The following is a 19,642-nucleotide window of genomic DNA, read 5'->3' on the forward strand; positions in this document are numbered from 1 at the left end:
AGCGGACGCCGGGGGCGTGGCCCTGCGTCGGTTTTTATCGTGTTGCCTGTAGTCCTAGTGCACCAGCATGCCGGTGAACCAGTAGGCCTGGGCCAAGGTGATCAAGCCGACAATCGTTGCAAAGAATAGGCTGTGCTTGAGGGTGAAGCGGAACAGATCCGATTCCTTGCCCACCAGGCCGGTCGCGGCGCAGGCCACGGCGATCGATTGTGGCGAGATCATCTTGCCGGTCACGCCGCCGCTGGTGTTCGCCGCCACCAGCAGGGTGTCGTTGACGCCGATCTGGTGCGCAGTGGTCGCTTGCAGCGAACTGAACAGGGCGTTGGACGAAGTATCGGAACCGGTGAGGAACACGCCCAGCCAGCCGAGGAACGGCGAGAAGAACGGGAACGCTGCACCTGTCGCCGCCAGTACCAGAGCCATGGTCGAGGACATGCCCGAGTAGTTGGTGACGAAAGCAAACGCCAGCACCATGCCGATGGACAGGATCGGCCAACGCAGTTCGTAGAAGGTCTCTCTCAAAGTGGTCAGACCAGTTTTGAGATTGACCTTCAGCACCAGCATGGAGATCAGCGCCGAGAAGAAAATCGCCGTGCCGGTGGCGGAAATCGGGTCCAGTTTGAACACTGCCGGAAGGGCAGTCGGCGCGGCCACGATCGGTGCGACCTTGATCACCATCTGGTCCAGGTGCGGGATGGCGAAGTTGAATACGAAGCTGTACATCGAACCGCCGGCGGCGAACATCGCCTTGAACGGTTTCAAGGTCCAGATCGTGACCAGTACGGTCAGGATCAGAAACGGAGACCAGGCCTTGAAGATTTCTCCAAGGCTGTAAGGCGAAGCCACGGTGGTGCGCTTCTGGCCGAAACCTCCGACGCTGGCGCTTACCACGGAGGCCGAGACTGCGCCGACGATGTGTTGGCCGGCGGCGCGTTTTGGTTGCCAGACTTTCAGGAACAGGGTCAGGGAAATCAGGCTGGCCAGGGCCGAGGTGATGTCCGGCAGTTCCGGGCCGATGAAGTTCGAGGTGAAGTACTGGGTTACGGCAAAGCTCAAGCCGGCCACCAGGGCTGCGGGCCAGGTTTCCCGCACGCCGCGCAGGCCATCCATCATGAACACCAGCCAGAACGGCACGAACATCGACAGCAGCGGCAATTGGCGACCGGTCATGGCGCCGATCTTGAAGGCGTCGATGCCAGTCACTTGCCCGGCCACAATGATCGGAATGCCTAGCGCGCCAAAGGCTACCGGCGCGGTGTTGGCGATCAGGCACAAGCCGGCGGCGTACAGCGGGTTGAAGCCCAGTCCTACCAGCAGGGCTGCGGTAATCGCCACCGGAGCGCCGAAACCGGCCGCCCCTTCGAGGAAGGCACCGAAGCAGAAGCCGATCAGCAGGACCTGCAGGCGCTGGTCGTCGGTGATCGACAGGACCGAACTGCGGATGACTTCAAACTGACCACTCTTGACCGTCAGTTTGTAGAGGAACACCGCTGCCACAATGATCCAGGCAATCGGCCACAGGCCATAAGCGAAGCCATACCCGGCGGCGGCGAACGCCATATCGACCGGCATCTGGAACGCGAAGATCGCCACCAGGATCGACAACGCCAGGGTGATGCTGCCGGCCACGTGTCCTTTGAGGCGGAACACGGCCAAAGCCAGGAAGAAAAACACGATGGGGATAACGGCGGCGAGTGCGGACAGGCCGAGGCTGCCGAGCGGGGTATAGAGCTGTTGCCAGGTTTGCATATGGGGTGGCCCCTAATTGTTGTTGGTCAGGCACTGTTCAGCGTTCTTGGTTAATTGGTAAGACCAATTTACAATCGCTGTTGGCTAGGGTAAAAGCCTTGTAGGCGGTGTGTCAATTTGCCGCCCTAAAACTTTTGTCGAATGCGAAGTGCGCAAGTCGTCTGTCTGGTATGACCAAATGCGCTTTGGCAGGTGCTGGCGTGGCGCCGATAGGCCAGAATAGAGCCCCGGCGAGTCGTCGGATCGTGGAGTAATCGAGTTATGGGGTTTGATCAGATTCGTCAGCGCCGTTTGTCTGACGATATTGTCGAGCAGCTTGAGGGCATGATCCTCGAGGGCACGCTGAAGGCGGGTGAGCGCTTGCCGGCCGAGCGCGCGCTGGCCGAGCAATTTGGCGTGTCACGCCCTTCGTTGCGCGAAGCCATTCAGAAGCTGACCGCCAAGGGCCTGCTGGTGAGTCGCCAGGGCGGCGGAAACTATGTGGTGGAATCACTGGGTAGCACTTTCAGTGATCCCTTGTTGCATCTGCTGGAAAGCAATCCTGAGGCGCAGCGCGATCTGCTGGAGTTTCGCCATACGCTGGAAGCGTCTTGCGCCTACTACGCGGCGCTGCGTGCCACTGATGTGGATCGCGAGCGGCTGACCGCGGCGTTCAACGAATTGCAGGACTGCTATTCCCGTCACGAAGAGGTGAGTCGTGCCGAAGAGGGGGCTGCGGACGCAAAGTTTCACCTGGCGATCGCCGAGGCCAGCCACAATGCCGTGTTGCTGCACACCATTCGCGGGCTGTTCGACCTGCTCAAGCGTAACGTGGTGACCAACATCGGTGGCATGTACAAGCAGCGCACTGAAACCCGTGACATGTTGATCGCGCAGCACCGGGAGTTGTATCAGGCGATTATCGAGGGGCGGGGGGAGCAGGCACGGGAAGTTTCCAGTCGACACATTTTGTATGTGCAGGAGGTGCTGGAAGAAGTGCGTCAGGAAGTGCAGCGCATGGCCCGGGCGGAGCGGCGCAAGGGGATGTGATCGTTAAAACAAAAGATCGCAGCCTTCGGCAGCTCCTACAGGGAAACACAAATCCCAACGTAGGAGCTGCCGCAGGCTGCGATCTTTTTATTCGCGCCGCAATTCGCAGGAAGAAGAATTACTCTTCCTTGCCCTTGTTGCGCACCGCACGCTGCAACTCGCGACCGGCGTCGCGCTCGCGCTCGGTATCTCGCTTGTCGTATTCCTTCTTGCCCTTGCCCAGCGCGATCTCGCACTTGACCATGTGCTTGCTCCAATACCAGGACAGGCACACGCAGGCGTAACCCTTTTGCTGCACGGCTGCGGCCAACTTTTCCAGCTCGCGCCGGTTGAGCAGCAATTTACGGGTGCGCACTGGGTCCGCGATGACGTGGGTACTGGCGGTCGTCAGGGGCGTAATGTGGCTGCCGAGCAGCCAGGCTTCGCCATCCTTGAGCAGTACATAACTGTCAACCAGCTGCAGCTTGCTTGCCCGCAGACTTTTTACTTCCCAGCCGGCCAGGACCAGACCAGCCTCGAACCGATGTTCGATGAAGTAATCGTGTCGCGCCTTTTTATTTTGCGCGATGGTCCCTGTTGGGTGTTTCTTCTGTTTAGCCATAGGGGCGGCATTATAGGGAGTTGCACGCGAGTCGGCTACGGTGTTGCTACATGCTTGAGCAGGTTGATTGAATCCCGGACAATGCGGCCTCTTTTTTGAACGCTTGGGCGTGATAACGATGTCGACAGACAAGGTTTCTGTCCACGGCAGTTGGGCTAGCCGCTGGGTCTTCATACTCGCCGCGACCGGTTCGGCCGTGGGGCTGGGTAGTATCTGGAAATTCCCGTACATGGTCGGCGTCTATGGCGGCGGCGCCTTCGTGCTGATGTTCCTGGCCTGCATCGCGCTGATCGGGGTGCCGGTCATGCTGGCGGAAACCCTGATCGGCCGGCGTGCCCGGCAGAGCCCGGCCAATGCCTTGAAGACGCTGGCGATCGAGGCGGGGCACTCGACGAAATGGTCCTGGGGCGCATTTGCCGGGATGATCACAGCGTTGTTGATCCTGTCTTTCTATAGCGTTGTCGGCGGCTGGTCGCTGGATTACATCATCGATATGGGGCGTGGCGACTTCCAGGGAGTGACCCCGGATCAGGTGGGGGCTTATTTCGGCAATGTGATCGCCGATCCCTGGCGCCTGACACTTTGGCACACGATTTTCATGCTGTTGTCAGCCGTGGTGATCGCCAAGGGCGTAGTTGCCGGGCTGGAACGCAGTTTGCGCATCATGATGCCGTTGTTGTTCGTGATGATCCTGGTGTTGCTTGGCTACAGTATGACCACCGGGCATTTCATGGAAGGCGTGCATTTCATGTTCGACTTCCACCCGGAAAAGGTCCTGGACGGCTTGTTGCCCGCGATGGGGCATGCGTTCTTTTCCCTGAGCGTGGGCGTCGGTTCGATCATGATCTACGGCGCCTACATGCCAAAGAGTTCGTCGATTTCAGGGACGGTCGTTGGCGTGGCGCTGCTCGATACCTTCGTTTCCCTGGTGGCCGGCCTGGCATTGTTTCCGATTGTTTTCGCGGCGGGCCTGAATCCGAGCGAAGGGCCGGGGCTGATGTTCGTCAGTCTGCCGTTTGCCTTCGGTAACGTGGCGTTCGGGCAATTGATGGGGGTGGTGTTCTTCGTGCTGGTGGCGGTCGCTGCCTGGAGTTCGGCGATTTCCCTGCTTGAGCCGATGGTGGCCTACCTGGTCGAGCGCACTAAAGTGAGTCGTGCATGGGTTACCTTCTGGCTGGCTTTCAGCTGCTGGTTCGTCGGTCTGGGCACTGTGTTCTCCTTCAATATCTGGAAGGAGGCCAAGTTCTTCGTGAACGAAGGCGGGATGTTCCACCTCTACCAATGGGGAGCCGCCGGTGGTCTCGACTTCTTTGGCGTGATCGATTTCTTCACCTCGCGACTCATGTTGCCGCTTGGCGGTTTGTGTTTCGTGGTGTTTGCGGGCTGGATCATGGGGCGTGAAGCGGTGCGCGACGAGTTGTCGATCCGCAACCCGGCGCTGTTTGGTCTGTCCTTGTTCTTGATGCGCTATGTGGCGCCCATCGGCATTCTCGTAGTGTTTGCCGCCCAGCTGTGGAAGTGACGCTGACATGACGACACATATTTCACGTTCGGCCTTGCTGCCGTACCCGGCACAAGCGCTGTATGACCTGGTCAACGACGTGGCGCGCTATCCGGAGTTTCTGCCGTGGTGTTCGTCGGCCGAAGTCCTGGAAAGCTCCCCTGAGCATATGCGGGCGAGCGTGGGCGTTGCGAAGGGCGGCCTCAGTCAGCACTTCGTGACGCGCAACGCTCTGGTTCCCGGTCAATCGATCGAAATGAATCTTGAAGAAGGCCCGTTCAATCAATTGCATGGTGTGTGGCTGTTCAAGCCGCTGGGCGAGAAGGCCTGCAAGATCAGTCTTGATCTGTCGTTCGATTATGCCGGGCCGCTGGTTCGCGCTACTCTGGGACCGCTGTTCAACCAGGCGGCCAATACCCTGGTGGATGCATTCTGCCAGCGCGCCAAGCAGATACATGGTTGAAGTCATGATTGAAGTCGAGGTGGTCTATGCGGCCGTAGACCGTCAGGTGCTACTGACGCTGACGGTGCCGGTCGGAACTAGCGTGCGGGCAGTCTTGCTCAGGTCAGCCATGGCTGAGGAGTTTCCGGAGCTGGATCTGGCCAATTGCCCTGTGGGTATCTTCGGCAAGGTTGTCGCCGATCCAGAGAGTCGGTCTGTCCAGGCAGGGGATCGAATCGAGATTTACCGACCACTGTTGGCCGATCCGAAAGAGGTGCGTCGATTGCGCGCGGCAAAAGCTGCCGAGGCCAAAGCGCGGAATCAGTGAGTGGCTTGAACGCCAGGCATTAAATGTATGGTCAGCCCATCTCCTGCAACCCCATAGGCTGTTTTCGGTAAAGCTGGCTTGCGCTAATGTATCCGGGCTCGTGGTGAGCGTTGCTGTAACAACGCTCGGCCCTCGATGAGTAGCCGCTCCCGACGGTCCTGAAAAAAACCTCAGCCTCTGAAGCTGATTTTATTGCCAGGTTCTCAGTCGGGCCGTTTGCCGTTTACTGTCATCAGTCAGTGACGTCGCAAAAGCCGGTGGTAAAGCTGTACGTTCAAGCGTTCGGATGTGGGTCGTACTGGCCGCCTTTGGCCAGTACCGCCCACACGATTCGCGCCAGTTTGTTGGCCAAGGCGCAGGCCACGATATTGGAGTGTCGGCGTCTCAGCAGCGCTTGAACCCAAGGCCCAAGGGCATCTTCCCGTTGATCGATATGCTGCATGATGGCCCGCGCACCCTGCACCAAGAGCTGGCGTATGTGCTTGTCACCACGCTTGCTGATCCCCCAGCAGCACCGTCTTTCCGCCCGTCGAGTATTGCCCCGGGACCAGCCCTAACGAAGCCGCGAAATCGCGTCCGCTGCGGTAGCGCGAGACATCCCCCACGTCGGCCAATACCGCGCTGGCGGTGATCGGACCAATGCCAGGAATACTCTGCAAACGTTGCCCGGCATCGTCTTCTTTCAACTGTTGTTTCAGGTCGGACTCGATGTCCTTGATCTCATCAGTGAGTTGTTGAATTTGATAATAGAGGCGCATCACCAGGCCCTTGAGACGCAATGGAACCGGGTGTTGAGGATCGTCCAGCAGCGCCGGCACGCGGTGCAAGGCCGTGACACCGACGGGCAGGCTAATCCCGAACTCCAGCAGAAAACCATGAATCTGATTGGTCGCCGCCGTCCGATGCTCAATCAGCGAACCTCGAACACGGTGCAGGGCAGACAGCGTTTGCTGCTCTGCCGTTTTGATCGTGCAGAAGCGCATCGTGGGGCGGCTCGCCGCCTCACAGATCGCTTCGGCATCAATGAAGTCGTTTTTGTTGCCTTTGACGAACGGCTTGACGTACTGCGGAGCGATCAACTTCACCGCGTGACCCAGTGCGCCGATCTCCCGAGCCAACCAGTGGGCGCCACCGCAAGACTCCATCACCACCGTGCAGATGGGTAGCTGCGCCAAGCTTCTGAGCAACTGGCCACGGCTCATCTTCTTGCGCAAAACCTGATGGCCTTGGGTGTCCTGGCCATGCAGGTGGAAACTGTGTTTGCCAATGTCGATACCGAGAAGCGTCATCGTGTTCATGAGAGATCCTCCGCCGAAAACGAGAAAAGCCCTGCAAGCGTAAACCTGCAGGGCTTCTCGGTCAGGCTGACCATCTCATTAAACCCGGACATGCCGGGTTTTTTATTGCGGCGCAAATTATTGCGGCGAGGTTTCCAGTGGTTGCGGCATCGGGACCGGAACGGTTTCTACACCGTCGACGTCCTTCTGGATCTGATCCAGCAACGAACCTGGCTTGACCGGTTTTTCCGGTTTTGGCTTCTCGACGTTTTCTGCCGGGGCAGCCACTGTCGTGCCGCTCTCCTTGCCGAGAATGGCTTCGTCACGGCTCACGCCTGGCATGAAATCACCGGAGAGGCTGACAAGCTGGTCATTTGGGTTGAAGATAACGCTGATGCGTTCCTGTTGGCGTTCACCGCCACCGGGTTGCAGGCTGTACAGATAATCCCAGCGATCGGCATGGAACGTGTCAGTCAGCAGAGGGTTGCCCATGATAAACCGTACTTGCTTACGGGTCATTCCCGGGCGTAACTGGTCTATCATGTCCTGCGTGACGACATTGCCCTGCTGGATGTCGATTTTGTAAACCCCGGGGAATGAACAACCGGCGAGTGCGAGCAGTCCCACAAGGGTGAAACTGGTTAGCAAGAGCTTGGTGTTTTGCATCGGTGGGCGACTTCCACTATCTTGGCTGGGACAACGTAAACGCCGATCATACCCGCATTAAGAGAAGCTGCGAAGCAGCATCGCGAGAAAGCTGACCATGGTTGAAAATAGCGAACTACGCAAAGCCGGCCTCAAAGTGACCCTGCCACGGGTCAAAATTCTGCAAATGCTCGATTCCGCCGAGCAGCGCCACATGAGTGCCGAGGATGTCTACAAGGCCCTTATGGAGGCTGGTGAGGACGTCGGTCTGGCCACGGTTTACCGTGTTCTGACCCAGTTCGAGGCAGCTGGCCTTGTGGTGCGGCACAACTTCGACGGAGGCCATGCGGTCTTCGAGCTGGACGACGGCAAGCATCACGACCATATGGTCAACGTCGAGACCAGCGAAGTGATCGAATTCTTCGACGAAGAAATCGAGCGGCTTCAGAAAGCAATCGTCGACAAGTATGGCTTCGAGATGGTTGATCACAATCTGGTGCTGTACGTGCGCAAGAAAAAGTAAGCATGTCGCGCGGACTTGAGGTTCGCGAAACGAACGAAGGCGACCCCAGGGTCGCCTTCGTGCTTTCTGCCTTTATTCAGGCTTTTGCGGCCACCACCATTTTTTTGGCGTGCGCCAGGGACTCCTTGGTGAGATCAATGCCGCCCAGCATCCGTGCGACTTCTTCGACGCGGTCGTTTTTGCTCAATTTGGAAACGGCCGTGCGAGTGGCATCCTCTCCGCGCACTTTATGCACAAATAGATGCTGATGACCTTGCGCCGCCACTTGCGGCAAGTGGGTCACGGTCAGCACCTGCCCACGCTCGCCAAGCTTGCGCAGCAACTGGCCGACGATTTCCGCGGTCGGGCCGCCAATACCGACGTCGACTTCGTCGAATACCAGGGTCGGTACGCGGGAGGTCTGTGCGGTGATGACCTGAATCGCCAGGCTGATCCGCGACAGTTCGCCCCCGGATGCGACTTTTGCCAAAGCTTTCAATGGTTGGCCCGGGTTGGCGCTGACCAGTAATTCAACCTGTTCAAGTCCGTTAGGCAGCAGTTCGTCGCTACTGTTTGGACGCAGTTCGATGGTGAAGCGCCCACCAGGCATGCCCAGGCGCTGGATTTCCTGCTCCACGGCGCTGGCCAGGCTGTTCGAGGCTTGATGGCGCAGATCGCTGAGCTCTCGGGCTTTTTCCTGATAATGGCGAGCGTAGGAAGAAAGTTCGTCGCTCAGGCGCTCGATGGATTCGTCGTTCGCATTCAGGGTTTCGATTTCATCGAGCAGCTTCTGTTGCATCTCGGCGACTTCGGTCGGCTGGATGCGGTGCTTGCGGGCCATTGTGTAGATCGCATCGAGCCGCTCTTCGAGGTATTGAAGGCGCGCCGGATCGGCGTCGAAGTTGTCGAGAAAGCGGTTCAGTTCGCCCACGGCCTCTTCTACCTGGATCTGCGCGCTGGTCAGCAGGCTGCTGGCCTCGCCGAGTGCACCGATCGAGTTGTTCACACTGGACAGGCGGTTGAGACTGGCAGTGAGTGCGTTCAGCACATTGCCGGAATCACTTTCGCTGCACTGTTCGACGACTTGTCGGCAAATACCCAGCAAGGTCTCGGCGTTGGTCAGGTTCTTGTGCTCTTGTTCAAGCTGTTCCAGTTCGTTGTCGCCGAGGCCGAGGTTTTCCAGCTCTTCGAGTTGGTAGCTGAGCAATTGGTGGCGAGCGCGTTGTTCGTCGCCGGAGTTGGAAAGGCGATCCAGCTCCTGGCGAGTCTGGCGCCAGCGCTGTGCGGCAAGCTGCACCTGGCGGGCAAGGTCCGTGGCCCCGGCGTACTCGTCGAGCAGGCGGCGATGGGTGTCGGTCTTGAGCAGGGATTGGTGTTCGTGCTGGCTGTGAATGTCGATCAGCAGCTCGCCCAGCGCCTTGAGATCGCCAAGCGGGCAGGGCGTCCCGTTGATGTAGCCGCGAGAACGTCCTTCGGATGTGATGACCCGGCGCAGGATGCACGGGCCGTCGTTTTCAAGGTCGCGTTCAGCCAGCCAGACGCTGGCTTCCGGAATGTCGACCAGATCGAAGGTAGCCAGGATATCGGCCTTGTCGGCGCCGGGGCGGACCACGCCGCTGTCGGCGCGATCGCCCAGGGTCAGGCCCAGCGCGTCGAGCATGATCGACTTGCCCGCGCCGGTTTCCCCGGTGATCACGCTCATCCCGCGATCGAGTTCGAGATCGAGATGTTCAACGATGGCGTAGTTGTGTACGGACAGGTGCACCAGCATATGGGCCGCTCCCAGGTGTTAGGTCTGGTTATTTATACAGTGTTTTGTTTCTGGCTGACAATGCCCCTCGTTAGCTCGATTCGCTCGACCCGACGAAAGCCTTATCGCGACCGGGAATGACAAAGCAGTTGTTTTTTGTAGGGTTAATCGTCGGTGCCCCTTGAAGCCGGATTTTGCGGCCCCATATAGCTGGGCAGAAGCGCGAGTTGAGCTCGCGGACGATATTGAAAGGAGAAATCTATGGCTGACGAACAGACAGTGGATACGCAAAACCCAGACGCCAACCAGGCGCCCGAGGCTTCGGGTGAAGACCTGGCGGCTCGTGTACAAGTGCTCGAAGAGCAACTGGCAGGCGCTCAGGATCAGGCTTTGCGTGTAGCCGCCGATCTGCAGAACGTCCGCCGTCGCGCCGAGCAGGATGTGGAGAAGGCTCACAAGTTCGCGCTGGAAAAATTCGCCAGCGACCTGCTGCCGATCGTCGACAGCCTGGAACGAGGCCTGGAACTGTCCAGCCCGGACGACGAAAGCATCCGTCCGATGCGCGAAGGCATCGAGCTGACCCTGAAAATGTTCCAGGACACCCTCAAGCGTTATCAGCTTGAAGCGATCGATCCGCATGGCGAACCGTTCAATGCCGTTCAACATCAGGCGATGGCCATGCAGGAAAGCGCCGATGTCGAGCCGAACAGCGTTCTGAAGGTGTTCCAGAAGGGCTATCAGCTCAATGGTCGCTTGCTGCGCCCGGCGATGGTTGTGGTCAGCAAGGCGCCTGCGCCGGTTTCGCCTTCGATTGACGAGCAGGCTTGAAATCCGCCGCAAGGCCCCCATTTATAAGTCAAGCGTTTAAGTGCTACCGCAGTTAGCCACCACTGCTGCGGCAACCAAATCCAAAGTTTCGGGAGAGTGAACATGGGCAAAATTATCGGTATCGACCTGGGGACTACCAACTCCTGCGTCTCCGTGCTGGAAAACGGCAAGGCAAAAGTTATTGAAAACGCTGAAGGCGCGCGTACCACGCCGTCGATCATCGCTTACGCCAACGATGGCGAAATTCTGGTTGGCCAATCGGCCAAGCGTCAGGCCGTGACCAATCCGCACAACACCCTGTATGCGGTGAAGCGTCTGATCGGTCGTCGTTTCGACGAAGAAGTCGTGCAGAAAGACATCCAGATGGTCCCTTACAAGATCGTCAAGGCTGACAACAGCGACGCCTGGGTTGAAGTGAACGGCCAGAAAATGGCACCGCCACAAATCTCGGCTGAAATCCTGAAAAAAATGAAGAAGACCGCCGAAGACTACCTCGGCGAGACCGTGACTGAAGCGGTGATCACCGTTCCGGCCTACTTCAACGACAGCCAGCGTCAGGCCACCAAGGACGCCGGTCGCATCGCCGGTCTGGACGTAAAACGTATCATCAACGAACCAACCGCAGCCGCTCTGGCTTACGGCATGGACAAGGCCAAGGGCGATCACACCGTGATCGTTTACGACCTGGGCGGCGGTACTTTCGACATTTCCGTGATCGAGATCGCTGAAGTCGATGGCGAGCACCAGTTCGAAGTACTGTCCACCAACGGTGACACGTTCCTGGGCGGTGAAGACTTTGACATCCGTCTGATCGACTACCTCGTCGACGAATTCAAGAAAGAAAGCGGCATGAACCTCAAGGGTGACCCGCTGGCCATGCAGCGCCTGAAAGAAGCCGCTGAAAAAGCCAAGATCGAACTGTCCTCGAGCCAGTCGACCGACGTGAACCTGCCGTACATCACTGCAGATGCGACCGGTCCAAAGCACCTGAACGTGAAGATCTCCCGCGCCAAGCTCGAAGCGCTGGTGGAAGACCTGGTTCAGCGCACCATCGAACCTTGCCGCATCGCAATGAAAGATGCCGGCATCGACGTTGGCGCGATCAACGACGTGATCCTGGTGGGCGGTCAGACCCGTATGCCACTGGTTCAGAAGCTGGTGACCGAGTTCTTCGGCAAAGAAGCTCGTAAAGACGTCAACCCGGACGAAGCGGTTGCCATGGGTGCTGCTATCCAGGGCGCGGTACTGGCCGGTGACGTGAAAGACGTTCTGCTGCTCGACGTCAGCCCGCTGACCCTGGGTATCGAAACCATGGGTGGCGTGATGACCGCGCTGATCGAGAAAAACACCACGATTCCTACCAAGAAATCGCAAGTGTTCTCGACTGCCGACGACAACCAGGGCGCCGTGACCATTCACGTGCTGCAGGGCGAGCGTAAGCAAGCCGCACAGAACAAGTCCCTGGGCAAATTCGACCTGGCCGACATTCCACCGGCTCCACGTGGTGTGCCGCAGATCGAAGTGACCTTCGACATCGACGCCAACGGCATCCTGCACGTAGGTGCGAAGGACAAGGCTACCGGCAAGACTCAGTCGATCGTGATCAAGGCCAACTCCGGTCTGTCCGACGAGGAAATCGAGCGCATGGTGCGTGATGCCGAGGCGAACGCTGAGGAAGACCGCAAGTTCGAAGAACTGGCCACTGCCCGCAACCAGGGCGACGCACTGGTTCACTCGACGCGCAAAATGGTTACCGATGCCGGCGATAAAGTAACCGCTGAAGAGAAGGTTGCAATCGAAGCTGCCGTAGTTGCCCTGGAAGCTGCCGTCAAAGGCGACGACAAGGCGGCTATCGACGCCAAGGTTGAAGCGCTGTCGAAAGTCTCCGCTCCAGTGGCGCAGAAGATGTATGCCGAGCAGGCTCAGCCTGCTGAAGGCGCTGCACCGCACGACGACAAGGCGCAAAAGGCTGACGACGTTGTCGACGCCGAGTTCGAAGAAGTCAAAGACCACAAGTAAGTTGTTGGTCGGCCGGTTGACTGCCTTCAGGCGGTGACTGGTAGGATGTCGCCGCGCGGGAGCTTGCTCCCGCGTTGGCGTATCTGGAATACGCGAATTTTTACAGCATGCGACTGCGTTCGCCTGTTGGTGGTATGGCCGGAAATGCTCCTGCTTTTCGCGCCGCAAGTACCGCAAGAATCAAAGACCAGGATCGTTGAATTGACGTGAGTTGGGTCCGGGCCTGCATTGGGGCTCAACGAGTTCGACAGACTCAGGAGGGTTTTGTCGGACGTCCTCAAGAGTGCAAAGACTTATGGCAAAGCGTGACTATTACGAAGTGTTGGGTGTTGAGCGTGGCTCAAGCGAAGCAGACCTGAAGAAGGCCTACCGTCGCCTGGCGATGAAGCACCACCCGGACCGTAATCCCGATGACAAGGCGTCGGAAGAGATGTTCAAGGAGGCCAACGAGGCCTACGAAGTGCTGTCCGATTCCAGCAAGCGTGCGGCTTATGACCAGTACGGCCATGCCGGTGTCGACCCGAGCATGGGTGGCGGCGGTGCCGGTTTCGGCGGTCAGAACTTCTCCGACATCTTTGGCGATGTCTTCAGTGATTTCTTCGGTGGTGGTCGCGGCGGTTCCCGTGGTGGCGCTCAGCGCGGCAGTGACTTGCGCTACACCCTGGAGCTGGACCTCGAAGAGGCGGTGCGCGGTACGACCGTTAATATCCGCGTTCCGACGCTGGTCAACTGCAAGCCTTGCGATGGCTCCGGTGCCAAGAAAGGCTCTGCGCCGGTGACCTGTCCGACTTGCGGCGGTATCGGCCAGGTACGCATGCAGCAGGGCTTCTTCTCGGTGCAGCAGACCTGCCCGCGCTGCCATGGCCAGGGCAAGATCATTTCCGATCCGTGCGATTCCTGCCACGGCGAAGGTCGTGTCGAAGAGTACAAGACCCTGTCGGTGAAAGTGCCGGCCGGAGTCGATACCGGTGACCGCATTCGTCTGTCCGGCGAAGGCGAGGCGGGTGCTCAAGGTGGCCCGACTGGCGATCTGTACGTGGTGATCAATGTGCGCGAGCACGCGATTTTCCAGCGTGATGGCAAGCACCTGTTCTGCGAAGTGCCGATCAGCTTCGTCGATGCGGCGCTGGGTGGCGAGCTGGAAATTCCGACCCTTGATGGCCGGGTCAAGCTGAAGATCCCTGAGGGGACTCAGACCGGCAAGCAGTTCCGCGTGCGCGGCAAGGGTGTCGCGCCTGTGCGTGGCGGCGGTGCGGGTGACTTGATGTGCCGTGTGGCGGTCGAGACTCCGGTCAACCTGAGTCGTCGCCAGCGTGAAATGCTTGAGGAGTTCCGTAGCTCCCTGGCGGACGACAACAGCCATTCGCCAAAAACCACCGGTTGGTTCGAAGGCGTGAAGCGCTTCTTCGGCGATTTGTAAGGAGACAGGCATGCGACGTATTGCAGTGATGGGCGCCGCCGGGCGCATGGGCAAGACCCTGATTGAAGCGGTGCAGCAAACCCCGGGCGCCGGTCTGACGGCGGCGGTGGATCGTCCCGACAGCACACTGGTCGGTGCAGATGCCGGTGAGCTGGCTGCTCTGGGTCGTATCGGTGTGCCTCTGTCCGGTGATCTGGATCGGGTGGTCGACGAGTTCGATGTGCTGATCGACTTCACGCACCCGACTGTGACTCTGAAGAACCTCGCCTTCTGCCGTAAGCACGGCAAGGCCATGATCATCGGTACCACCGGTTTCAGCGTTGAAGAAAAGCAGTTGCTGGCGGAAGCGGGCAAGGACATTCCGATTGTCTTCGCGGCCAACTTCAGTGTCGGGGTCAATCTGTGCCTGAAGCTGCTCGACACGGCAGCTCGCGTATTGGGCGACGATGTCGACATCGAAATCACCGAAGCTCACCATCGGCACAAGGTCGATGCGCCGTCCGGCACTGCCGTGCGCATGGGTGAGGTGATTGCCGATGCGCTGGGTCGCGATCTGAAAAAGGTGGCGGTGTATGGTCGTGAGGGCCAGACCGGCGCTCGTGATCGTGAAACCATCGGTTTCGCCACGGTGCGTGCCGGCGACATCGTCGGTGATCACACTGTACTGTTCGCCGCCGACGGCGAGCGTGTCGAGATCACTCACAAGGCGTCCAGTCGCATGACGTTCGCCAAGGGTGCGGTGCGTGCTGCGTTGTGGCTGGACGGGCGCGAGCCTGGCCTTTACGACATGCAAGACGTGCTCGATCTGCGTTAAGATGCACCCGAAATCGGGCTCGCGCACCGCGTTTGAGCCCGGTTTTGTTCCGCCAAGCGACGTCCTGTCGCATTCTCTAGCCTTTAAGGCTCATTGGCGGTAGACCAAAAAGGCCTTTTTCTGTAAGCTACAGCTTTAGTGTGTCCACTAAAAGCGCGCAGAATAATTCAGTGAAGAAGCGGGGTGACGTGTCCATACGTCACTCCGCTTTTTTACAACCTGCGATCGCCCTTTCAGGCTTTATTTACGGGAGGTCTTCTTGACTAAGCCAGCCATACTCGCCCTTGCTGATGGCAGCATTTTTCGCGGCGAAGCCATTGGAGCCGACGGTCAAACCGTTGGTGAGGTGGTGTTCAACACCGCAATGACCGGCTATCAGGAAATCCTTACCGATCCTTCCTACGCCCAACAAATCGTTACCCTGACTTACCCGCACATCGGCAACACTGGCACCACACCGGAGGACGCCGAGTCCAACCGCGTCTGGTCTGCCGGCCTGGTCATCCGTGATCTGCCACTGGTGGCGAGCAACTGGCGTAACACAATGTCCCTGTCCGACTACCTGAAGGCCAACAACGTTGTGGCCATCGCCGGTATCGACACCCGCCGCCTGACACGCATCCTGCGTGAAAAAGGCGCGCAGAACGGCTGCATCATGGCCGGTGACAACATTTCCGAAGCCGCCGCCATCGCCGCCGCCCAGGGTTTCCCTGGCCTCAAGGGCATGGACCTGGCGAAAGTCGTCAGCACCAAGGAAAGCTACGAGTGGCGCTCGACTGTCTGGGATCTGAAAACCGACAGCCACGCAACCATCGAAGCCTCCGAGCTGCCGTACCACGTGGTTGCCTACGACTACGGCGTCAAGGTGAACATCCTGCGCATGCTGGTCGAGCGCGGTTGCCGCGTGACTGTAGTCCCTGCACAGACTCCAGCGTCCGACGTTCTGGCACTGAAGCCGGACGGCGTGTTCCTGTCCAACGGCCCTGGTGATCCGGAGCCTTGCGACTATGCGATCCAGGCGATCAAGGACGTGCTGGAAACCGAGATTCCGGTCTTCGGTATCTGCCTCGGTCACCAGCTGCTGGCCCTGGCCTCCGGCGCCAAGACCCTGAAAATGGGTCACGGTCACCACGGTGCCAACCACCCCGTCCAGGACCTGGACAGCGGCGTGGTGATGATCACCAGCCAGAACCACGGCTTTGCCGTAGACGAAGCGACCCTGCCGGCCAACGTTCGCGCGATCCACAAATCGCTGTTCGACGGCACCTTGCAAGGTATCGAGCGTACCGACAAGAGCGCCTTCAGCTTCCAGGGTCACCCGGAAGCCAGCCCTGGCCCGAACGACGTAGCGCCATTGTTTGATCGCTTCATCACCGAGATGGCCAAGCGACGCTGATCGCTCGCCCTGATGTAGCGAAGCTTGAGGGTGGTCCCGACACCGGCGGCCCCCTCAAGGCTTCAGAGATTGAACAAGACGGCTTGCCGACTGACCTGCGGATTTGAGTGACAAACCCATGCCAAAACGTACAGACATTAAAAGCATCCTGATTCTTGGTGCTGGCCCGATCGTGATCGGCCAGGCCTGCGAATTCGACTACTCCGGCGCCCAGGCCTGCAAAGCCCTGCGCGAAGAGGGTTACCGCGTCATCCTGGTAAACTCCAACCCGGCCACCATCATGACCGACCCGGCCATGGCCGACGCCACCTACATCGAGCCGATCAAGTGGCAGACCGTTGCCAAGATCATCGAGAAAGAGCGTCCGGACGCGCTGCTGCCAACCATGGGTGGCCAGACCGCTCTGAACTGCGCCCTGGACCTGGAGCGCGAAGGCGTTCTGGAGAAGTTCGGCGTAGAGATGATCGGTGCCAACGCCGACACCATCGACAAGGCTGAAGACCGTTCGCGTTTCGACAAGGCGATGAAATCCATCGGCCTGGCGTGCCCGCGTTCCGGTATCGCCCACAGCATGGAAGAGGCCAATGCGGTCCTCGAGAAGCTCGGCTTCCCGTGCATCATTCGTCCGTCCTTCACCATGGGCGGCACCGGTGGTGGTATCGCTTACAACCGTGAAGAGTTCGAAGAAATCTGCGCCCGTGGTCTGGACCTGTCGCCGACCAAAGAGCTGCTGATCGACGAATCGCTGATCGGCTGGAAAGAGTACGAGATGGAGGTTGTCCGCGATAAGAAGGACAACTGCATCATCGTCTGCTCCATCGAAAACTTCGACCCGATGGGCGTGCACACCGGTGACTCGATCACCGTGGCTCCGGCACAGACCCTGACCGACAAGGAATACCAGATCCTGCGTAACGCCTCCCTGGCGGTACTGCGCGAGATCGGCGTTGAAACCGGCGGTTCCAACGTGCAGTTCGGTATCTGCCCGAACACCGGCCGCATGGTCGTGATCGAGATGAACCCGCGTGTATCCCGCTCCTCGGCGCTGGCTTCGAAAGCCACCGGTTTCCCGATCGCCAAGGTCGCGGCCAAGCTGGCTGTGGGCTACACCCTGGACGAGCTGTCGAACGACATCACCGGCGGCAAGACCCCGGCGTCCTTCGAACCGTCCATCGACTACGTCGTGACCAAGCTGCCACGTTTTGCCTTCGAGAAATTCCCGAAAGCCGACGCCCGCCTGACCACTCAAATGAAGTCGGTCGGTGAAGTCATGGCCATCGGCCGTACCTTCCAGGAATCCCTGCAAAAAGCCCTGCGCGGCCTGGAAGTGGGCGTTTGCGGTCTGGACGAGAAGGTTGATCTGGCCAACCCGGAAAGCATGAGCGTACTCAAGCGCGAGCTGACCGTACCGGGCGCCGAGCGTATCTGGTACGTGGCGGACGCAATGCGCGCCGGCATGACCGTCGAAGACATCTTCGGCATGACCATGATCGATCCTTGGTTCCTGGTGCAGATGGAAGACCTGATCAAGGAAGAAGAGAAGGTCAAGACCCTGGGTCTGACCAGCATCGACCGCGATCTGATGTTCCGCCTCAAGCGCAAAGGCTTCTCCGATATGCGCCTGGCCAAGTTGCTGGGTGTGACCGAAAAGAGCCTGCGCGCTCACCGTCACAAGCTGGAGATCTTCCCGGTCTACAAGCGCGTCGACACCTGCGCTGCCGAGTTCGCCACCGACACCGCCTACCTCTACTCGACGTACGAGGAAGAGTGCGAAGCGGCGCCATCGGGTCGCGACAAGATCATGATCCTGGGTGGCGGTCCGAACCGCATCGGCCAGGGCATCGAGTTTGACTACTGCTGCGTACACGCAGCACTGGCCCTGCGCGATGACGGCTACGAGACCATCATGGTCAACTGCAACCCGGAAACCGTTTCCACCGACTACGACACTTCCGATCGCCTGTACTTCGAGCCAGTGACCCTGGAAGACGTGCTGGAAATCGTCCGCGTCGAGAAGCCAAAAGGCGTGATCGTCCAGTACGGCGGCCAGACTCCGCTGAAACTGGCTCGTGCCCTGGAAGCCGCCGGCGTGCCGATCATCGGCACCAGCCCTGACGCCATCGACCGTGCCGAAGACCGTGAGCGCTTCCAGCAGATGGTCCAGCGCCTGAACCTGCGTCAGCCGCCAAACGCCACTGTGCGCAGCGAAGACGAAGCGATTCGTGCCGCCACCAAGATCGGTTACCCGCTGGTGGTGCGTCCGTCCTATGTACTGGGCGGCCGTGCGATGGAAATCGTCTACGAAGAAGAAGAACTCAAGCGCTACCTGCGCGAAGCGGTTCAAGTGTCCAACGACAGCCCGGTGCTGCTGGACCACTTCCTCAACTGCGCCATCGAGATGGACGTGGATGCGGTCTGCGACGGCAAGGACGTGGTAATCGGCGCGATCATGCAGCACATCGAGCAGGCTGGCGTTCACTCCGGTGACTCCGCATGCTCGCTGCCGCCGTACTCGCTGCCGGCGCACATCCAGGACGAGATGCGCGAACAGGTCAAGAAAATGGCCCTGGAACTGGGCGTGGTCGGCCTGATGAACGTTCAGTTGGCGCTGCAAGGCGATGACATCTACGTCATTGAAGTCAACCCGCGCGCTTCGCGTACCGTGCCGTTCGTGTCCAAGTGCATCGGTGTTTCCCTGGCAATGATCGCGGCTCGCGTCATGGCCGGTAAGACCCTGAAGGAAATCGGCTTCACCAAGGAAATCATCCCGAACTTCTACAGCGTGAAAGAGGCGGTGTTCCCGTTCGCCAAATTCCCTGGCGTTGACCCGATCCTCGGCCCAGAGATGAAGTCCACCGGTGAAGTGATGGGCGTGGGCGACACCTTCGGTGAGGCGTTCGCCAAGGCCCAGATGGGTGCCAGCGAAGTGCTGCCGACCGGCGGTACCGCGTTCATCAGCGTGCGTGACGACGACAAGCCGCTGGTTGCGGGCGTGGCCCGTGATCTGATCAACTTGGGCTTCGAAGTGGTCGCCACTGCCGGTACTGCCAGGCTGATCGAAGCCGCAGGCCTGAAAGTGCGCCGTGTGAACAAGGTGACCGAAGGTCGTCCACACGTGGTCGACATGATCAAGAATGACGAAGTCACGCTGATCATCAACACTACCGAAGGGCGCCAGTCGATCGCAGATTCGTACTCCATTCGTCGTAATGCCCTGCAGCACAAGATTTACTGCACTACCACTATTGCTGCTGGCGAAGCCATCTGTGAAGCGCTGAAGTTCGGTCCCGAGAAGACTGTGCGCCGCTTGCAGGATCTACACGCAGGATTGAAGGCATGAG

15 protein-coding genes and 1 pseudogene are annotated in these 19,642 nt (G+C 59.2%); 11 read left to right on the forward strand and 5 right to left on the reverse strand.

Annotation, left to right across the window (positions count from 1 at the left end):
• Nucleotides 1-54 precede the first annotated feature (54 nt).
• Complete coding sequence (locus tag KW849_RS09755; RefSeq protein ID WP_218429206.1) at nucleotides 55-1,749, reverse strand: lactate permease LctP family transporter; 1,695 nt, start codon at nucleotides 1,747-1,749, stop codon at nucleotides 55-57.
• A 261-nt stretch (nucleotides 1,750-2,010) separates the two neighbouring features.
• On the opposite strand from KW849_RS09755, the gene KW849_RS09760 reads away from it, so the two are divergent.
• The gene (locus KW849_RS09760; RefSeq protein WP_218429207.1) at nucleotides 2,011-2,778 is read left to right on the forward strand and encodes an FCD domain-containing protein; all 768 of its coding nucleotides are present in this window, start codon (nucleotides 2,011-2,013) and stop codon (nucleotides 2,776-2,778) included.
• 118 nt (nucleotides 2,779-2,896) lie between these two features.
• Here the strand turns inward: KW849_RS09760 and smpB are convergent, their stop codons facing one another.
• A complete protein-coding gene (gene smpB, locus KW849_RS09765) occupies nucleotides 2,897-3,379 on the reverse strand; it encodes an SsrA-binding protein SmpB (protein ID WP_007993569.1) in 483 nt (160 codons plus the stop codon).
• Nucleotides 3,380-3,497: 118 nt separating this feature from the next.
• Here smpB and KW849_RS09770 point away from each other — a divergent pair, with 118 nt between their 5' ends.
• Genes KW849_RS09770 through KW849_RS09780 form a run of 3 tightly spaced genes read left to right on the forward strand, consistent with a single transcriptional unit; the run spans nucleotide 3,498 to nucleotide 5,650 of the window.
• A complete protein-coding gene (locus KW849_RS09770; RefSeq protein WP_218429208.1) occupies nucleotides 3,498-4,901 on the forward strand; it encodes a sodium-dependent transporter in 1,404 nt (467 codons plus the stop codon).
• 7 nt (nucleotides 4,902-4,908) lie between these two features.
• Complete coding sequence (locus KW849_RS09775; RefSeq protein WP_218429209.1) at nucleotides 4,909-5,343, forward strand: type II toxin-antitoxin system RatA family toxin; 435 nt, start codon at nucleotides 4,909-4,911, stop codon at nucleotides 5,341-5,343.
• Nucleotides 5,336-5,650 carry an RnfH family protein gene (locus KW849_RS09780; protein ID WP_218429210.1) on the forward strand — a complete coding sequence of 105 codons (315 nt, stop codon included), beginning with the start codon at nucleotides 5,336-5,338 and terminating at the stop codon, nucleotides 5,648-5,650. Before KW849_RS09775 ends, KW849_RS09780 begins: the two co-directional genes overlap by 8 nt.
• A 274-nt stretch (nucleotides 5,651-5,924) precedes the next feature.
• Here KW849_RS09780 and KW849_RS09785 read toward each other — a convergent pair.
• Nucleotides 5,925-6,948 (reverse strand): annotated as a pseudogene (locus KW849_RS09785) (IS110 family transposase).
• A gap of 117 nt (nucleotides 6,949-7,065) precedes the next feature.
• Nucleotides 7,066-7,593, reverse strand: a complete 528-nt coding sequence (locus tag KW849_RS09790) for an outer membrane protein assembly factor BamE (RefSeq protein ID WP_218429211.1) — start codon at nucleotides 7,591-7,593, stop codon at nucleotides 7,066-7,068.
• 97 nt (nucleotides 7,594-7,690) lie between these two features.
• Here KW849_RS09790 and fur point away from each other — a divergent pair, with 97 nt between their 5' ends.
• Nucleotides 7,691-8,095 (forward strand): ferric iron uptake transcriptional regulator, encoded by a 405-nt coding sequence (fur, locus tag KW849_RS09795; protein WP_003197684.1) that lies wholly within the window; start codon nucleotides 7,691-7,693, stop codon nucleotides 8,093-8,095.
• A gap of 76 nt (nucleotides 8,096-8,171) precedes the next feature.
• Here the strand turns inward: fur and recN are convergent, their stop codons facing one another.
• Complete coding sequence (gene recN / locus KW849_RS09800; protein WP_218429212.1) at nucleotides 8,172-9,845, reverse strand: DNA repair protein RecN; 1,674 nt, start codon at nucleotides 9,843-9,845, stop codon at nucleotides 8,172-8,174.
• A 240-nt stretch (nucleotides 9,846-10,085) separates the two neighbouring features.
• Here recN and grpE point away from each other — a divergent pair, with 240 nt between their 5' ends.
• The 6 genes from grpE (at nucleotide 10,086) to carB (ending at nucleotide 19,641) form a co-directional block, all read left to right on the forward strand.
• Nucleotides 10,086-10,652 carry a nucleotide exchange factor GrpE gene (gene grpE, locus KW849_RS09805; RefSeq protein ID WP_108218134.1) on the forward strand — a complete coding sequence of 189 codons (567 nt, stop codon included), beginning with the start codon at nucleotides 10,086-10,088 and terminating at the stop codon, nucleotides 10,650-10,652.
• A gap of 102 nt (nucleotides 10,653-10,754) precedes the next feature.
• Complete coding sequence (gene dnaK, locus KW849_RS09810) at nucleotides 10,755-12,671, forward strand: molecular chaperone DnaK (protein WP_218429213.1); 1,917 nt, start codon at nucleotides 10,755-10,757, stop codon at nucleotides 12,669-12,671.
• Between the two features lie 295 nt (nucleotides 12,672-12,966).
• A complete protein-coding gene (gene dnaJ, locus KW849_RS09815) occupies nucleotides 12,967-14,091 on the forward strand; it encodes a molecular chaperone DnaJ (RefSeq protein WP_008047463.1) in 1,125 nt (374 codons plus the stop codon).
• Nucleotides 14,092-14,101: 10 nt separating this feature from the next.
• A complete protein-coding gene (dapB, locus tag KW849_RS09820; RefSeq protein WP_057716481.1) occupies nucleotides 14,102-14,905 on the forward strand; it encodes a 4-hydroxy-tetrahydrodipicolinate reductase in 804 nt (267 codons plus the stop codon).
• Nucleotides 14,906-15,164: 259 nt separating this feature from the next.
• A complete protein-coding gene (carA, locus tag KW849_RS09825) occupies nucleotides 15,165-16,301 on the forward strand; it encodes a glutamine-hydrolyzing carbamoyl-phosphate synthase small subunit (protein ID WP_218429214.1) in 1,137 nt (378 codons plus the stop codon).
• Nucleotides 16,302-16,419: 118 nt separating this feature from the next.
• Nucleotides 16,420-19,641: a carbamoyl-phosphate synthase large subunit gene (gene carB / locus KW849_RS09830; RefSeq protein ID WP_218429215.1), complete on the forward strand. Its 3,222-nt coding sequence runs from the start codon at nucleotides 16,420-16,422 to the stop codon at nucleotides 19,639-19,641.
• The last annotated feature ends 1 nt before the right edge of the window (nucleotide 19,642 follow it).

The sequence above is a fragment of the Pseudomonas sp. PDM26 genome, from assembly GCF_019219185.1.
Taxonomy (GTDB): domain Bacteria; phylum Pseudomonadota; class Gammaproteobacteria; order Pseudomonadales; family Pseudomonadaceae; genus Aquipseudomonas.

Bases quoted from the DNA above. Each gene is read 5' to 3' on its own strand.
- carB (WP_218429215.1), top strand. From the start codon at position 16,420: ATGCCAAAACGTACAGACATTAAAAGCATCCTGATTCTTGGTGCTGGC.
- KW849_RS09770 (WP_218429208.1), top strand. From the start codon at position 3,498: ATGTCGACAGACAAGGTTTCTGTCCACGGCAGTTGGGCTAGCCGCTGG.
- smpB (WP_007993569.1), bottom strand. From the start codon at position 3,379: ATGGCTAAACAGAAGAAACACCCAACAGGGACCATCGCGCAAAATAAA.
- KW849_RS09780 (WP_218429210.1), top strand. From the start codon at position 5,336: ATGGTTGAAGTCATGATTGAAGTCGAGGTGGTCTATGCGGCCGTAGAC.
- fur (WP_003197684.1), top strand. From the start codon at position 7,691: ATGGTTGAAAATAGCGAACTACGCAAAGCCGGCCTCAAAGTGACCCTG.
- KW849_RS09755 (WP_218429206.1), bottom strand. From the start codon at position 1,749: ATGCAAACCTGGCAACAGCTCTATACCCCGCTCGGCAGCCTCGGCCTG.
- dnaJ (WP_008047463.1), top strand. From the start codon at position 12,967: ATGGCAAAGCGTGACTATTACGAAGTGTTGGGTGTTGAGCGTGGCTCA.
- KW849_RS09760 (WP_218429207.1), top strand. From the start codon at position 2,011: ATGGGGTTTGATCAGATTCGTCAGCGCCGTTTGTCTGACGATATTGTC.
- KW849_RS09790 (WP_218429211.1), bottom strand. From the start codon at position 7,593: ATGCAAAACACCAAGCTCTTGCTAACCAGTTTCACCCTTGTGGGACTG.
- dnaK (WP_218429213.1), top strand. From the start codon at position 10,755: ATGGGCAAAATTATCGGTATCGACCTGGGGACTACCAACTCCTGCGTC.
- dapB (WP_057716481.1), top strand. From the start codon at position 14,102: ATGCGACGTATTGCAGTGATGGGCGCCGCCGGGCGCATGGGCAAGACC.
- grpE (WP_108218134.1), top strand. From the start codon at position 10,086: ATGGCTGACGAACAGACAGTGGATACGCAAAACCCAGACGCCAACCAG.
- KW849_RS09775 (WP_218429209.1), top strand. From the start codon at position 4,909: ATGACGACACATATTTCACGTTCGGCCTTGCTGCCGTACCCGGCACAA.
- recN (WP_218429212.1), bottom strand. From the start codon at position 9,845: ATGCTGGTGCACCTGTCCGTACACAACTACGCCATCGTTGAACATCTC.